A 14,784-nucleotide genomic window follows, 5' to 3' on the forward strand; every position below is an offset into this window, starting at 1 on the left:
GGGGTGTAGCGAGGGGCGAACATGTTATCCACAGAACCACCAACAGGGATTGTGGGTAAACACCAACGCGTTCAGACCTTATTGAAGCATGAGCGACCTGAGTCCAGGTCCAGGTTCAATTCAAAGTCTTTGAAGGCGCGCCAACCGAGCAATATCGACGGCACGTATTGCCCGTCCAGCAGCGACGGCGGGATGGTGAAGCCCGGGTAGTATTTGTAGCTGACCGCCATGATGTTGCCTTGCATGACCAATACGCCGTCGAAGCGCTGGAAGTGCTTGTTGTCGCCGGTGTAACCGTTCGAGCTTCCCGGTATCAGTGCCTGCACGGCATTGACCTGCCTGCCAGGTAACGCGGACGTCAGGTAGTCGACATTTCCCGTATCGATGATGGCCTGCGTTGTGCGGCGATCCAGCTGAGCGGCAACCACCAGCCGCTGGTTGAGATCCACGCGGTTAAAGGCAATGAACGCATCGCAGCGCCTGGCAGGCGCAGGATTGAGTTCCAGAGCGCTTCTGGTGATCTTCAAGCGCCCCAGCTTGCTGATCAGGTCCAGCCCCAACAAGTTATCCCGGTCGCTGACAAACACCAGTACATTCCTGAACTCGCGTGTGCCGACTTTGAGTGACCGGAGAATTCCCAGCCTCGCGGCCAGGCCCTTTTCGCCATAAAACGTGCTGTAGCGATACTGAGCATCGGGCAACAACCTGATGCCCATCTGTTTCGCAGTGTCGATGTTGACCCGGGTTTGCGGTGCGCCGGTATCCACAACAAAACGCGCCGAAGCACCATTGGGCCCATCGACATCAATAAAGGGCAGCACCTCGTCAGCGACATAAGCGTCGTTGGCCTGCGGATAGATGCGCAGCACTTCATGCTGATTCGAACCTTTCATGGAAAAGTCGCCGGCCGCCGCCAGGATCGCCAGCGATTGGTGGCCAAACGTGGAAAACAGTGGTTTCAGATCGGCGCTGGCCTCGATCGCTCGTGCATGTTTTCCCTTGATCGCCAGATAGTATTCGGGGATCTGGTTGGCGGCTTTGGCCTCCAGCATTCTGGCGAAGACGGAGACGGAACAGCTGAGGTTCTTCGCAGCGTCCAGCACCTTGTCACATTGCTGTCGCAGCTGCGTCAGAGACGCCTTCTGCCCCTGCTCGGAGGTTATCCACTGATAAAAATCCGGATCGAGCGCAGCAGGGTTGTCAGAAGTTTTTGCCTTGGGGGCAGCCATCAACTCCGGCGATAAACACATGAATCCTGCAAAGAACATCAGGCACCGACAGAACGCCTTCATATCCAGCCCATTCATAAAAACCGGGTTTTATAAGTATGCGCTGAATGTCTGAATGATCCCGAAACCGTGCTGCACCCTTAAACAGCGCATGAAAACTCTAGCTCACCGCGTTGGCGGTTGCAGCACGAGGCTTGGAATATGAGGTCTGCACCTTTCATCTCAAGTAGCACTTGCCCTATCAAAACCTGTTCTACACTCAGGCAAGCAGTTAATTTCAATGGCCTGGGTTATTGAAGAAGTCCTTGGCAGGCATGGAGGTTAAACGGTGATGTGGCATGGCAAGCTATCATTGATAGCGCCTCGCCATCACTGCGCCAAAGGTTTTACGCTGATTGAATTACTACTGACGCTGGCTCTGCTAGCCACTCTTTCGACAGTAGCTTATCCGCTGACGGCGGTGATGGGACAACGCGACCGGGAACTCGAACTGCAACGTTCATTGCGGGAAATACGGCGGGCGATTGATTCTTATAAAGAAGCCGCAGATGACAAGCGCATTGAACAAAGCATCAGTGCCAGTGGTTACCCTCCCAATTTGCAAGCATTAGTCCAGGGCGTCACGGACAAGAGTGATATCAAAGGCCAAAAGATATTTTTTTTGCGTCGTATCCCCCGCGACCCGGTGTGCGAGTGCCCCGAACTTTCACCGATTGATACCTGGCAATCGCGCAGTTACCGAAGCAGTCCCGACAACCCATCCGAGGGAGAAGATGTATTTGACGTTTCATCCCGCAGCCAACGGAAGAGTTTAAATGGAACGCCTTACAGTCAATGGTAGCAACAACTTGCGTGGTTTCACCCTGATCGAACTGCTGGTGGTCATGGCGATCATTGCCACCCTCATGACGCTCGTCACTCCCCAATACTTTCGCCAACACACCAAGGCCCAGGAAACCGTGCTCAGGCATAACCTGGTTTCACTGCGCCAGTCGCTGGACCAATATCGTGAAGATCACGGCAAGAGCCCCGACTCACTCCAAGAACTCGTAAGCCGTCGTTACTTGCGGGAAATCCCCCTCGACCCCCTTACCGGCAAGCGTGATACCTGGCAACTACAAGCATCCGATGAGCACGGCCTGGGTGATGTGCGCAGCGGTGCCACAGGTCAAGCCAATGACGGAACGCCTTATTCAGATTGGTAAAAAACACTCACTCGAGCGCCTGTAATAGGCACCAGGCGTTCAATAACTTCCCCGTCGCGATGCCCTATCTTCCTTTTTATCTGCACACGACCGTTCGTCGTAACTGTTATTTCTAACAGCTGGTGGCAGATGCTCGCTTGGCGTATCTATTTATTACCGGATTTAACTTCTGCAGTTTTCGAGCTCACTCCAAGTAGAGCGAAATAAGTATGCCAATGGAAAAATACACTTCGACTGTTCAAAAAAATATTGAGCCATCTAATGCTCGAGAATTTCTATTAAACACGCGAGTACAGGAAAAGACCTCTAGCAACGACAACACCCGCACTATTACCAACAAAGGGTGCAATCGTGCTTCAGGCCAACGTACTGACGGAACCCCCTATGCAGACGAGTAGGCAGCACCAACGAGGCTCGGTGTTCATAGGCATGCAGGTTTCAGTGGCGATTGTCGCGGTGATGCTGCTGGAGGCGGGCACGCTTTGGTCCAGCGTGATGCAACGCGAGCGTGAGTTGGAGCTCCTGGCCCGAGGCGGAGAAATTCGCCGGGCCATCGGCCTGTATTACGAGCATGGCAAAACCTTTCCCAAAACCCTCGACGACCTGGTACTGGACCGCCGCCTGCCCACCATTCAACGCTACTTGCGCCGGGTCTATGAGGACCCTCTGCTCGGTACCAACGAGTGGGGCCTGATCCCGGGCCCGGGCGACACCATCATGGGCGTCTACAGCACCGCAAAGGGAACCCCTTTCAAGCAAAGTAACTTTTCAAGGGAAAACCAAAGCTTCTCAGGACAAGGCAGTTATCAAGGGTGGATGTTTCTGTATGGCCCTGGACAGAGTAACCCTCCAAAAAGCGTCACACCCAATGGAGCTCAACCAACCGGATAAAGCCTACCGCAACAACTTACCCTAGTTGTTCCATGCAGTTCGGAACACGTTTATCTGAATTGAAGGTGGACACAAAAATGAAGAATTTACAGAAAAAAATTCGACACCTGCTTGGGTGGGCGATGGCGGCGGCGTTTTTGGTACCCACGCTGATCTGGGCCCATGGCGCAGTGGATACTCCCGTTTCACGACAGGTGCATTGCTATACGCTCCCAAACTTCTGGGAAGGCACCAATGATCCAGCCTGTAAAGCTGTGCATGAAGTGAGCGGAACATATCCGGGGCAGCAATGGAACGAAGTGGCCAAGCTGATCAAAGACTATAAAGATCAGAGCACTGTCGAAAAATCGATACCGGATGGCGAACTCTGCTCGGCAGCTGACGAAAATAAGAATGGTCTGAATTTACCTTTGGCCACGTGGGACAAAACAACAATAACGCCCGAAAATGGCAAAATGGTGGTGCGAATTATTGGCACAGCGCCTCATGTACCCAGCTTCGTGAAAATTTACCTCAGTAAACCCGGCTATAACGCTGCGACGACGAAACTGAAGTGGAGCGACCTGGACTTAATCCATGAAGCACGGATGACCGACCCCGCCCCCACCGACTGGGGCAGTCAGCCTCCGAAGATTCCGGGGGCGAGTGGTTACTTCAAGTTCAACGTAACCCTTCCGCCTGGTCGTTCGGGTGACGCCGTGCTTTTTACCCGGTGGCAGCGCGAAGATCCGGCTGGCGAAGGTTTCTACAACTGTAGCGACATCACCATTGCCGGTGGTGGGACACCTGATCCACTACATGATCTGGGTCCATTTATTGGTTCCGAGATGGATCGCCTCAAGCCAGGGGACTCCGTGCACTTCCGCATCATGGACGATACGCCTGCCGCCAAGGAAATCGTTGATATCACCCACCCGATCGACCAAAGCAACTTGAACCAGAATGTCTGGGGTCGTCAGGTGGCTGAGAAAGTGGGCTCGAACATCGCCAAAATAGGTGAAAAAAACGGCAGCAATGTGGTCTTCAACACCACCAACGCTGCCGCCAACTCTGTTTATGCAACCAAAGAGGCTTACACCAAAGCCATGTCCATCATCTCCGGTGGTGGTGAGACGCCTCCCGATCCAAGGCCCCCGGTAGCAAGAATTACCGGCCCAACCTCATTGGTGTCAGAACAGACTTATACCTTTTCTGGCCAGTCCTCAGTCGGGTACAACGGCAAGTTGGACTTTAATTGGACACCCGCTGGAGAGACCGGAACAATCAATGCCGACACAGTCACATTCAAAGCCTTCAAGTCCAAAGAACCGGCAGAACACACTGTACTGTTGACCGTAGTCGATCGGCAGAACAAAACATCCAACCAAGCCGAATTGAAGGTGATCATTAATCCGGCCGACAGCGGCAGTTACCCCCCTTATGTAAAGAACAAAACACCTCCCTATGCCCCTAATGAGAAAGTTTCGAACAAAGGTGCAAACTATCAATGCAAAGGCAGTACTGCGAGTGGGTGGTGTTCGCAATCACCGCCCCATTACGAGCCAGGAGTAGGTAGTGACTGGACAGATGCCTGGGACAAAATCGATTAACTACACCCCCAGTAGTTTCTACCAGGAAAGCGCCGCGCTTAATTGTGCGGCGCGTTTTTAAAGAAGCAATAAGTTAGTGCAATTACCCATGAAAAATTACTGTTTCACAGCCCATCACAGGTACAAAATTTCAAGATAAAGCGAAATCAGCAACACCTTAAATACCGTGACGTAGCTCTACCGGCGGTGCCTGTGTCATTACGGGCCGGGAGAGTTACGCACAACCACTTTACCTTGGCACTCCCAACAGGGTATTTCCATGCGCTCGCTATCGATACCTCGTACTGCCTCACACTCACAACAGGGCTTCACCCTATTAGAACTGCTCGTTGTTCTGCTGATTATCGCCCTGCTCGCCGGTTACGTCGGCCCCAAGATGTTCGATCGACTTGAATTGGCCAAGGTGCAATCCGCCAAAGGCCAGATGAAGTCCTTGGGCGATACCTTGAATCAGTACCGCCTGGACAACGGTCATTACCCCAGCGAAGCCCTGGGCTTGAAAGCACTGACCGAACGCCCGGCCTCCGAACCCAATTGGCATGGCCCTTATCTGCCCAAAGGCGCACCACCAGACCCGTGGAATAATCCCTATCTGTTCAAAAACCCCGGCGCAGCCCACGAGATCGAAATTATCTCCCTTGGGCGCGATGGCCAGGCAGGCGGCGAAGGGACTAACGCTGACATCGTGTTTGGTCAATGAACATGCACCCTTTCGTCCTCGCACTGGGCGCTTTGTTTTTGATCAACGGCGCACACGCCAATTGTTGGCAACTGGCGGGCAGCCGTTACCACATAGACCCATTATTGCTTTACGCCATCGCCAAGGTTGAGTCGGGCTTGAACCCGTCCGCCCGCAATCTCAACAGCGACGGCAGCCATGACATCGGCCTGATGCAAATCAACAGCCGCCATTTGCCGGCATTGGCGCAGTTTGGCATTACCGAACAACACCTGCTGACTCAACCCTGCACTAGCGTGATCGTCGGAGCGTGGGTGCTCGCCGGGTTCATCCGCGAGAAAGGTTACGACTGGCAAGCCGTCGGCGCCTATAACGCCGGTACGCGCCCCGGGCGCGATGCCCGGCGCTCGCGCTACGCCGCCACCGTCTGGCGTTACTACGGCGAACTGCAGCGACGCCGCCAACAACTGGCCGGGCAAACACCATGAGCGACTTCGAAGCGCGCATCATCCGCGATGGCCATTTGCAGACCCTGCGCATCCAGGCTCCGGACCTTGCGCAGGCACGCCGGCAACTGCAGGACGACGGTACGCAGATCATCTCTGTGCAAGCGCGTCGTGAGCTGAAACTGCCCAGCCGTCGCACAAAATTTGCCCTGGGCCTGTTCATCCAGGAACTGGTGGTACTGCTGGACGCCGGCTTGGTGCTGGTAGAGGCCGTGGAAACCTTGCGCGACAAGGCGGAGCCCGGCGTCAATCGGCAGGTCATGAGTGAACTGCTGGAATCGATGTACCAAGGCAACGCACTGTCCCGGGCGATGCAGCTCAAGCCACAGACGTTCCCTTCGCTGTTGATCGCTACCGTGGCTTCCTCGGAGCACAGCGGCCAGTTGTCCGTCGCCCTGCGACGTTATCACCACTTTGAGGCGCATCTGGAAACGGTGAAGAAGCGCGTCAGCGGAGCACTGATGTATCCCCTGGTGGTACTGAGTGTCGGTGCGTTGGTCCTGCTGTTCCTGTTGTTTTTTGTGATCCCGAGATTTGCCTCGGTGTTCGATGCGGTAGCCGATCTGCCGGCCACGGCCCGGTTCATGGTTTGGTGGGGCGCACTGGTGCAAGCGCGTGGGATGGAGCTGATGCTTGGCGCCCTGGCTGCCGTCGCCGGCCTGGTGCTGCTGTTGCGCAGCGCTGCCTTCAAGCACCGGGCCGCCACACTGTTCTGGAAAATTCCGAGCCTGGGTGCCCAACGCACGCTGTTTATCCTCGCCCGGTTTTATCGTACCGCCGGCATGCTGTTGATGGGCGGGATGCCAGTGGTCACGGCAATCGAACTGTCCGGTGCGCTGCTGCCCAGTGAGCGCCAGGGCGCACTGCGCCAGGCCATGACCGACATCCAGGCCGGTCAACCGCTGTCGACTTCTCTGGCACGCCATCAACTGACCACCGCTGTCGCTGAACGCCTGCTACGGGTGGGCGAGCAAAGCGGTGAATTGGCGGCGATGTGCGAGCGCATCGCGCAATTTCACGACGAAGCGCTCGAACGGGCCATCGAATTGTTCAGCAAGGTCTTCGAACCGCTGCTGATGCTGGTGGTCGGCGGCTTGATCGGGCTGATTGTGTTCATGTTGTACATGCCGATTTTCGAGCTTGCAGGCTCAATCCAGGGATAAAAAGCCATGAGTGATCAAATCCGGCAATGGCAGGCACTGGCCGAACAGCAAGGGCTATCGCTAGCCAATTACTTGCTGGAGACCCTGGACAAGGCACCCGAGCAATTGCAGACGCTTGCCACCCGGCTGGGCTTAAAGGCCATCGAGCCGCCGGATCTCGCCAACCACTGGCGCTTCGACCTCCTGCCACTGCCCCAGGCGCTGATCCATCAGGTGCTGGTGGTGGACTGGCAAGGTGAACCTTGTCTGGTTTTGGGGGATCCGTTTTCACTGGCCAGCCGTCGCTGGATTCAGTCTTCGAAAACGTTGCAGCCACTGCCACTGGCCATGAGCTTGCCGGGTGCGGTGAAAGAGCAGTTGACCCTCGCCGAAACCAGCCAACGGGTCATGCAACCCTTCGGCGAAGACGACGAAAATGCCCGAGTCATGGAGACCGCCCAGGAAATATCCCTGAGCAGCATCGCCCTCGACGACAACCCGGTGGTGCGCCTGGTCAACTCGATGTTGTTCGATGCCCTGCAAAGTCGCGCCAGCGATATTCACGTCGAAACCACGCCTCAGGGTCTGGAGATCAAGTACCGCATCGATGGCGTGCTGCAAAAGATGGGACAGGCCGCCGGGCTGGACATGGCCGAGCAGTCACTGTCGCGGATCAAGGTCTTGTCAGAGCTGGATATCGGCGAACGACGGGTGCCCCAGGACGGTCGTTTCAAAGCCAGAATTCAGGCTCGCGAGGTGGATTTCCGGGTATCGATCATGCCCAGTATCCACGGGGAAGATGCCGTGCTGCGCATCCTCGACAAGTCGCAGCGGGGGGAATCGCTGAGCCTCGATGCCCTGGGGCTGGCCGCCGATACCATCGAGCGTATCCGCGCCCTCGCCAGCGAACCCTACGGCATGTTGCTGGTGACGGGACCGACCGGCAGCGGTAAGTCCACCACTCTGTATGCCGCCTTGTCGGAGACCAACACCGGCGAGAAAAAAATCATCACCATCGAGGACCCGGTGGAGTACGAGTTACCGGGCGTGTTGCAAATTCCAGTCAATGACAAAAAGGGTCTGACCTTCGCCCGCGGTCTGCGCTCGATTCTGCGCCATGACCCGGACACGATTCTGGTGGGGGAAATCCGCGACGGCGAGACGGCCGGCATTGCCGTGCAGGCTGCCCTGACCGGGCACTTGGTGATGTCATCGGTGCATGCCAACAGCGCCTTCAGCGTACTGGAGCGATTTATCTACATGGACGTGGAGCCGGCCAGCTTTGTCGAGGCGCTGAACGGCGTGGTCGCACAACGACTGGTACGACGCATATGCGAAGAATGCGCTGTGGAAGTCGAGCCCGATGCCGAACTGACGCGACTTGCGAAGCTCTCGCACCTGCACTTGAAGAAAGGCCGCTACCGGATCGGCAAAGGTTGTGAAGCCTGCCGCCATACCGGCTATCGCGGGCGATTGGCCCTGGCCGAAGTGTTGGCTGTCAACGACAGCATCAAGGAGGGATTGCTGCAACGCAGTTCGGCGTCTGCCCTGCGGGAGTTGGCGCAGCAATCCGGCCACCTGTTTATCCGCGATATCGCACTGGCGAGCGCTGCCGCCGGTCACACCACACTCAAGGAAATTCACCGTGTCATCTCTCTGTATTGAGCATGTGGTGTTGCTGCACAGCACCGGCGCCACCTGGGCTGCTCGCCCCCGCTGGAAAACGGGACCCGTCTGGCGCAGTCACCAGGACGGCGAGCCCCTGGGTGCTTGCGCCACCCTGCTGGAGCAGGCACCACGAGGACGACTACGTTATCTGGACCGGGTCACGGTGCTGCTCGGTTTTCCACACGTGCATTACTGGATGCTGCCTTGGCAGGCCGGCCTGTACAGCCAGGCCGATTGGCAAGGTTACGCCCGGGCGAGCTTCAACCAGCAGACCGGCATTGACCCGCTCCCTTGGCAGGTGCAGGTTGCCCACGCTGGCTTCGGTCACAGCTGCCTTGCGGTGGCCATCCCTCTGGACCTTTTGGAAGACTTGCGCAGCCTGTTCAAACTCAAGGCCCTGCCCCTGGGAACCTGTGCACCTTTGTTGACGGCAGCCCTGCAGCATTACCGCATACGGTTGCCTGGCGACTGTGTGTTGGCGGTGCCTGAAGCCCGCGCCCTCGGTTGCGTCTACATGCAAAATGGGGCAATCAGCCAGGTCTGTTTGATACACACCGCTCCCGACAGCCTTTTGAGCGATAACCTGTTCACCGCAAACCTGCTGGTTGAACAACACGCACCCGCATCCTTTGTCGCCACCCCTCGCCCCATTGAGCCTCCAGAACACTGGCTGGGACCACCCCACCCCTGGCTGATGGAGCCGGCACCATGAACCTGCAGAACCGCTGGCAACGCCTGCGGGCAGCGCGCTCGCCGATGATCGATTTCCTGCACCCCGGCACCACCCGCCGCCCCCTTGTGGCATTGCTCTGGCTGATCACCCTGATGGTGATCTTCACGACGTGGGAACACTGGCAACAGATGCAGCATCAGCAGCGACAGACCGACGAACTGGAGCAGCAATTCATCCAGTTGGCCCGACAACAGGAACAACTGATTCAAGCGGCCATCCACCTCTCGCCCGAGCAAAAAGAACAGCTGGTGATCTTCAGCCAGCAAGCAGTCACGCCTTTCCCGCTGCTCGATGCCTTGGGCCAGGCATGGTCCAGCGACATAGCCCTGACTCATCTGGAGGTGAATACCCAAACCCAACTGTTGAACCTGGAACTGGAAGCTCGGGTACTGGGCGACGCGTTTCGCTTTGTCGAGCGGCTCAAGGACCTGGAGGGTGTTCACGTGAGCCTGCAACAAAGCAACCGCAAGACCAACGATCCGGCACGGCCGGTGCTGGTCAAGCTTACCCTTGGCGGCGGGTAGGCCGTGATGAAGCGTCTGACTCGTCAGCTTCCCGGCCTCGCTCAATGGCTACCACGCCTGCGCTGGCGGCTGGTGCACTGGCAGCAGACTCTCGGTTCCTGGGGTGTGCTCGCCATTGGGGCCATGGCCGGCACACTGGTGATCAAACTGACACTGATTGCCCCGTCCCTTGAGCAGGACGCCCTGCGTCGTCAGGAGTTGCAGGCAGCTATCGCCGAACGCCCTCAAGACGTGCAGGTCACTGAGCCGGCAGTGGTAGAACAACTACCCAGTGCCCAGGCCTTCGCGACTCGCCTGGAAAAGATCCTGGCGCTCATTCAGCAACAGGGTTTCAGTATCGATCAGACCACCCTTTCCTACTCCACGCCGGGCGATAGCGAACTTCAACGCCTGGACATCGAAATCCCTCTGGCCGGCACTTATCCAGCCTTACGTCAGGCCTTGGCCGCCGTGGTGCAAGAGCCGGCGGTGCGTATCGAAAACCTCAGGCTGGAGCGCAAGGCGATCGACGCTGCACAACTGACCATCAACCTCAAATTAAGCGTATTGGGGGTGATTGAATGAAAGTGCCACTCTATTTGCGGATCTTGCTGCTGCTCACCCTGTTCGGTTGCGGCTGGTTGTTCTGGGAGGATCAGACGGGCAGTCCCGACACGCCAACATCCCCCACCGCAGCCGCACCGGGAGCGCCCCCCACTCCTGCGCCTGAGCCAAAGAACACACGAGTTGCTGAACCCGGCACCGTGGTGGACGTGTTCCCGATACAAACCTGGCAGCCGCCTCCTGCGCCCTCGGTCGTCAGCAACCCGATACCGACACCGCCACCACTGCCGTTCGTTGTCAGTGCGCAATGGCGCTATCAAAACCAGGCCAAGATCGTCGTGCTCAGAGGCAACGGCAACCATTACACCTTGTGCAACCAATGCACGGTACCAGGCCGGATTCGGCCTGGCGGCATGCTCGACAAAGACTACCGACTGGACAAATTGACTGACACCCGCGTGGTGCTGACGTACTTGCCCATGAAGCACGTCAGCACTTTACACCTGGGTACCTACCCGTGACGGGACAAAGAGAACGCTCATGTCAACGCGCACATTAGTTCATTGCAGCTTTGGATTGATCCTGCTGACCGGTTGCGAGACGCAACGCGCCATCGAGCAAAGCGACGAACTGCGCCAGAAAGGACAGATCGTGGATTCGGTAGAACTGCTGCAAGCCGAAGCCAAGGAAAATCCCGAAGACGTGCGCTTGCGCACCGCCAACTTCAGCAAGCTGGAAATACTGGTCGCCCAATACAGCCGCGAGGCCAGTGCCGCGTTGATGCGCGGTGATGACGCCGCGGCCATCGCGGCGATGCAAACCATCCTCAAGTACGACCCCGGCAACCTCGGCGCCCGCCAGGAAATCCAGAGCATCCAGATGATGACGCAACTGCGCCCGCAATTGGCTCGGGCTTTTGCGATCAAAGACAGTAACCCGGTAGAGGCCCTCCACCTGGTGCGCCAGATCATCGCGCAAAAACCCAACTATCGTGCGGCCCTGGAGCTGCGCAATGCCCTGACCCGCGAGCTGGTGAGTGCCGACAACCTGAGCCCCGACCTCAGTGAAGCCATGCGCAAACCCGTGAGCCTGGAATTCAGTTCCCAGAGCCTGGCGGCGATCTTCGAGACCATCGCCCGCGTGTCCGGGGTCAACTTCGTCATCGACAAGGACGTGAACCCCAATGCCGCCGCCAGCATGACCGCCACCAAAACCACCCCTGAAGATGCACTCAACCTGCTGCTGGCAACCCAGCAACTGCAGAAGAAAATCCTCAACGCCAACACCATCCTGGTGTACCCCTCACGGCCGGAAAAAGATCGCGAATACCGTGAGCTGGCGGTGCGCACCTTCTACCTGAGCCACAGCGACCCGAAGCTGATCGCCGCCGAAATCAAACAGTTGCTCAAGCCCAAGGAAGTACTGGTGGACGAACGCCTCAATGCAGTGATTGTGCGCGATGGTCTCGACACGTTGAGCGCCGTCGAAAAGCTGGTGGAGGCCATCGACATCGCCCAGTCGGAAGTGACCGTTGATATTCAGGTGCTCGAAGTCAGCCTGGCGGACGAACAGAACCTGGGGATCGCCTACCCGGAAAGCATCGGCCTGTCGGTGGGCAACTTTGCCAACTTGCCTGAAGGTCTCGCCGGCACGCCCATCAGCGCATTGCGGGGGATCAATGGCGATAACATTTTGCTGGACACCGGGAGTACTTCAGCACGAATCAACCTGCTACAACGCAGCGGTAACACCGTGACGCTGGCCAACCCAAGGGTTCGGGTGAAAAACCGCGAGAAGGCTCAGGTCAATATCGGAGACAAGATCCCCGTCATCACTACCACTACCGCCAACCAGATCAGCACCTCGTCAGTGAGCTATCAGGACGTGGGTCTGAAAATCGAAGTGCAGCCCAATATCAGCCTGGCCGACGAAATCACTCTCGATCTGTTTGTAGAAATGAGCCACATCACCAAACGTATCCCTGGTTCGGAAAATGTTCCGGCCACCTTTGAGCTGGGATCCCGTTCCACCAAGACCATGCTGACGGCACGCAACAATGAAACCCAGGTGGTCTCAGGGCTGATCCGCACGGCAGACATTGATGAGGGGTCGGGTTTGCCATGGCTGAGCAATATCCCCTGGCTAGGCAAAACCTTGTTCGGTACCAACCTGGGCACCCAGCAGAAGACCGAAATCATCCTGCTGCTTACACCCCGAATCGAACGCAATCTGGATCTGCCGATCTCCCAGGTCAGCACCTTCCACAGCGGCACCGAGGCGCGCAGTTCCACCGAAGGGATGATCCTGCGTGATACGAGCAATAGCCTCACACTCAAATCCAGTGGCGGCTCCAGCACCCTGAGTGCACCGCTGCCACCACCGATGCAGCAACCGGATGCCACCTGGCAGCCGTTGCCCCCACCGGTGGAACAGCAAGCGGCACCGCCGACGGTGCCACCACCCGTACAGGTGGCCCCCACTCCTGCGGCCTCTGTTCCACAAACACCCTAGAACGAATCCGGGTAAGGGCTTGCTCGCCAGCACTCTGCTTGCGCTGTTTTCAAACCAGCGAACCACGCCCTCTTCGATCAGCAGCTTGAGAGTGGCCTGTGCATGAGATAAGCGTCTCCCGTGACGCGGATCATCGGGTGAGGTGTGACCCGACAGGTCTTGATGATTGTGAAGCCGTGCCTTTCATAGAAACGCCGGGCACCGGTATTGGCGGCATAGTCGATCAGGCTCAGGCCATTGAGCCCCAGTCGGTCGGCCCGTTCTTGAGCATGGGCGAGAAACTGCATGCCCAGCCCCCGGTTACGCCAGCCTTCATGCAGGGCCAGGCTGGAGATATACAGGGTGTCGGGCACTTCCATGTCGGCATAAGGCGCCAGTACCGGGTCGGTCGTCGGCACCGCCAGTGGATCGTGGCGCATCGCGTAACTGTGCATCATGCCAATGACCTGGCCATCGGCCTCGGCAATCAGGCAGTTCTGGTAGGAAAAATACACGCCGTCGCGGGCATACCGAATGGCGCCGACATCCAACAGATCCTGGCCGGGTTCTGCGATCTGACTCCAGATGTAATCTGAAGCGCCCTCGGATGAAATCTGAAACAACCGCGCAATCTCACGCGCATCCGCGCGCACTGCCGAACGAAATTCAACTGCCATTGTTTTTTCTCTGCCAGATTTATCCGATCCACATGTAGGAGCTGCCGCAGGCTGCGATCTTTTGACCTTGATTATTAAAAACAAGATCAACAGATCGCAGCCTGCGGCAGCTCCTACAGAAAGCGTTAGCGGACCACACCTTCTTCAATCAGCAATTTGAGGATGGCCTCGGCGCCGGCCTGGGCCGTCACGCCTTTGAGCACCTGCCCGCCCCCACCACTGGCCTTGGCCGTCGCGGCTTTCATGCGGTCGGCGCCGCTCTTGGCCTTGATCACTTTCAGGCGCTTGGGCCGTGGTTTGGCCGGTTGCAGGCTGGCGACTGCAAGCAGTTCATCATCGACGACTTCAACGTCCTGCGCTTGCAGCACGCCGCGTCGGGCCGGGCCATATGCGCTCTGGCGAGGCTTGGGCGCGGCGTTGTCCACCGTTGCCAGAAACGGCAGGCGCACCTTCAGCCGACGACGTTGACCGCGCGGCAAGGCTTGCAGCACCAGCGCCGAACCGCCATCGATGGACTCGACCTGTGCCAGCCCCACCACCAGCGGCCAGCCCAGGCTTTCAGCCAGCAGGAAGGGCAACATGCCCGAGCCTTCACCGGTTTCCGCCTGGCTGCCGGTCAATACCACCTGAGCACCGGCATCGCGCAGATACTCGGTCAGTGCCGGCAGCGCATCGGCACCCTCGGGTTGCTCAAGCACATGCAACTGTTCGAGGCCCATGCCCAGGTACGCGCGCAGCGCAGGCTCGGCGATGTCGCCGGCATGCAGCACCTGCAAGTTATCCCCAGCCAGTTGCAGGCCCAGTTCCACCGCCCGCGCATCCTGTTCCGCGCGACGCGGCCGACCGGACGTCGGGTGGGCGCCGATGGACACCAGGCTGATGATTTTCGTGCTCATAACCCTTTCCTT

At 57.8% G+C, this 14,784-nt stretch carries 16 protein-coding genes; 13 read left to right on the plus strand and 3 right to left on the minus strand.

Annotated elements, in window-relative coordinates; translation table 11 throughout:
* Positions 1–71 precede the first annotated feature (71 nt).
* A complete protein-coding gene (locus KW838_RS08450; protein ID WP_371317824.1) occupies positions 72–1,292 on the minus strand; it encodes a retropepsin-like aspartic protease in 1,221 nt (406 codons plus the stop codon).
* 268 nt (positions 1,293–1,560) lie between these two features.
* On the opposite strand from KW838_RS08450, the gene KW838_RS08455 reads away from it, so the two are divergent.
* The 13 genes from KW838_RS08455 (at position 1,561) to KW838_RS08515 (ending at position 13,220) form a co-directional block, all read left to right on the plus strand.
* Positions 1,561–2,070, plus strand: a complete 510-nt coding sequence (locus KW838_RS08455; protein WP_102700705.1) for a type II secretion system protein — start codon at positions 1,561–1,563, stop codon at positions 2,068–2,070.
* The gene (locus tag KW838_RS08460) at positions 2,045–2,434 is read left to right on the plus strand and encodes a type II secretion system protein (protein WP_104450059.1); all 390 of its coding nucleotides are present in this window, start codon (positions 2,045–2,047) and stop codon (positions 2,432–2,434) included. Before KW838_RS08455 ends, KW838_RS08460 begins: the two co-directional genes overlap by 26 nt.
* 417 nt (positions 2,435–2,851) lie before the next feature.
* Positions 2,852–3,325 (plus strand): type II secretion system protein, encoded by a 474-nt coding sequence (locus KW838_RS08465; RefSeq protein ID WP_371317825.1) that lies wholly within the window; start codon positions 2,852–2,854, stop codon positions 3,323–3,325.
* Positions 3,326–3,402: 77 nt separating this feature from the next.
* Complete coding sequence (locus KW838_RS08470) at positions 3,403–4,914, plus strand: lytic polysaccharide monooxygenase (protein ID WP_218500883.1); 1,512 nt, start codon at positions 3,403–3,405, stop codon at positions 4,912–4,914.
* A gap of 259 nt (positions 4,915–5,173) precedes the next feature.
* Positions 5,174–5,614, plus strand: coding sequence for a type II secretion system major pseudopilin GspG (gene gspG, locus KW838_RS08475; RefSeq protein ID WP_218500884.1), 441 nt, complete (start codon positions 5,174–5,176; stop codon positions 5,612–5,614).
* A gap of 2 nt (positions 5,615–5,616) precedes the next feature.
* A complete protein-coding gene (locus tag KW838_RS08480; protein ID WP_102700737.1) occupies positions 5,617–6,081 on the plus strand; it encodes a transglycosylase SLT domain-containing protein in 465 nt (154 codons plus the stop codon).
* Positions 6,078–7,262 carry a type II secretion system F family protein gene (locus KW838_RS08485; protein ID WP_218500885.1) on the plus strand — a complete coding sequence of 395 codons (1,185 nt, stop codon included), beginning with the start codon at positions 6,078–6,080 and terminating at the stop codon, positions 7,260–7,262. The genes KW838_RS08480 and KW838_RS08485 overlap by 4 nt, the downstream gene beginning before the upstream one ends.
* A gap of 6 nt (positions 7,263–7,268) precedes the next feature.
* Positions 7,269–8,906, plus strand: coding sequence for a GspE/PulE family protein (locus KW838_RS08490; protein WP_218500886.1), 1,638 nt, complete (start codon positions 7,269–7,271; stop codon positions 8,904–8,906).
* The gene (locus tag KW838_RS08495; protein WP_371317826.1) at positions 8,887–9,621 is read left to right on the plus strand and encodes a hypothetical protein; all 735 of its coding nucleotides are present in this window, start codon (positions 8,887–8,889) and stop codon (positions 9,619–9,621) included. Before KW838_RS08490 ends, KW838_RS08495 begins: the two co-directional genes overlap by 20 nt.
* Positions 9,618–10,166: a hypothetical protein gene (locus tag KW838_RS08500; RefSeq protein WP_218500887.1), complete on the plus strand. Its 549-nt coding sequence runs from the start codon at positions 9,618–9,620 to the stop codon at positions 10,164–10,166. Before KW838_RS08495 ends, KW838_RS08500 begins: the two co-directional genes overlap by 4 nt.
* A 6-nt stretch (positions 10,167–10,172) precedes the next feature.
* Entirely contained in the window at positions 10,173–10,730 is a 558-nt protein-coding gene (locus KW838_RS08505; RefSeq protein WP_218500888.1) for a GspMb/PilO family protein, read from the plus strand.
* Entirely contained in the window at positions 10,727–11,230 is a 504-nt protein-coding gene (locus KW838_RS08510; RefSeq protein ID WP_218500889.1) for a hypothetical protein, read from the plus strand. The genes KW838_RS08505 and KW838_RS08510 overlap by 4 nt, the downstream gene beginning before the upstream one ends.
* Positions 11,231–11,249: 19 nt before the next feature.
* A complete protein-coding gene (locus tag KW838_RS08515; RefSeq protein WP_218500890.1) occupies positions 11,250–13,220 on the plus strand; it encodes a secretin and TonB N-terminal domain-containing protein in 1,971 nt (656 codons plus the stop codon).
* 77 nt (positions 13,221–13,297) lie between these two features.
* Here the strand turns inward: KW838_RS08515 and KW838_RS08520 are convergent, their stop codons facing one another.
* Both KW838_RS08520 and KW838_RS08525 read right to left on the minus strand, forming a co-directional pair.
* Positions 13,298–13,876 (minus strand): GNAT family N-acetyltransferase, encoded by a 579-nt coding sequence (locus KW838_RS08520; protein ID WP_218500891.1) that lies wholly within the window; start codon positions 13,874–13,876, stop codon positions 13,298–13,300.
* 125 nt (positions 13,877–14,001) lie between these two features.
* Complete coding sequence (locus tag KW838_RS08525; protein WP_102674517.1) at positions 14,002–14,772, minus strand: electron transfer flavoprotein subunit beta; 771 nt, start codon at positions 14,770–14,772, stop codon at positions 14,002–14,004.
* Between the last annotated feature and the right edge of the window lie 12 nt (positions 14,773–14,784).

Source organism: Pseudomonas sp. PDM27 (genome assembly GCF_019219205.1).
In the GTDB taxonomy this organism is placed as follows: domain Bacteria; phylum Pseudomonadota; class Gammaproteobacteria; order Pseudomonadales; family Pseudomonadaceae; genus Aquipseudomonas; species Aquipseudomonas laurylsulfatiphila.

Bases quoted from the DNA above. Each gene is read 5' to 3' on its own strand.
- KW838_RS08505 (WP_218500888.1), top strand. From the start codon at position 10,173: ATGAAGCGTCTGACTCGTCAGCTTCCCGGCCTCGCTCAATGGCTACCA.
- KW838_RS08490 (WP_218500886.1), top strand. From the start codon at position 7,269: ATGAGTGATCAAATCCGGCAATGGCAGGCACTGGCCGAACAGCAAGGG.
- KW838_RS08510 (WP_218500889.1), top strand. From the start codon at position 10,727: ATGAAAGTGCCACTCTATTTGCGGATCTTGCTGCTGCTCACCCTGTTC.
- KW838_RS08520 (WP_218500891.1), bottom strand. From the start codon at position 13,876: ATGGCAGTTGAATTTCGTTCGGCAGTGCGCGCGGATGCGCGTGAGATT.
- KW838_RS08450 (WP_371317824.1), bottom strand. From the start codon at position 1,292: ATGAAGGCGTTCTGTCGGTGCCTGATGTTCTTTGCAGGATTCATGTGT.
- KW838_RS08500 (WP_218500887.1), top strand. From the start codon at position 9,618: ATGAACCTGCAGAACCGCTGGCAACGCCTGCGGGCAGCGCGCTCGCCG.
- KW838_RS08470 (WP_218500883.1), top strand. From the start codon at position 3,403: ATGAAGAATTTACAGAAAAAAATTCGACACCTGCTTGGGTGGGCGATG.
- KW838_RS08480 (WP_102700737.1), top strand. From the start codon at position 5,617: ATGCACCCTTTCGTCCTCGCACTGGGCGCTTTGTTTTTGATCAACGGC.
- KW838_RS08455 (WP_102700705.1), top strand. From the start codon at position 1,561: ATGTGGCATGGCAAGCTATCATTGATAGCGCCTCGCCATCACTGCGCC.
- KW838_RS08515 (WP_218500890.1), top strand. From the start codon at position 11,250: ATGTCAACGCGCACATTAGTTCATTGCAGCTTTGGATTGATCCTGCTG.
- gspG (WP_218500884.1), top strand. From the start codon at position 5,174: ATGCGCTCGCTATCGATACCTCGTACTGCCTCACACTCACAACAGGGC.
- KW838_RS08460 (WP_104450059.1), top strand. From the start codon at position 2,045: ATGGAACGCCTTACAGTCAATGGTAGCAACAACTTGCGTGGTTTCACC.
- KW838_RS08485 (WP_218500885.1), top strand. From the start codon at position 6,078: ATGAGCGACTTCGAAGCGCGCATCATCCGCGATGGCCATTTGCAGACC.
- KW838_RS08525 (WP_102674517.1), bottom strand. From the start codon at position 14,772: ATGAGCACGAAAATCATCAGCCTGGTGTCCATCGGCGCCCACCCGACG.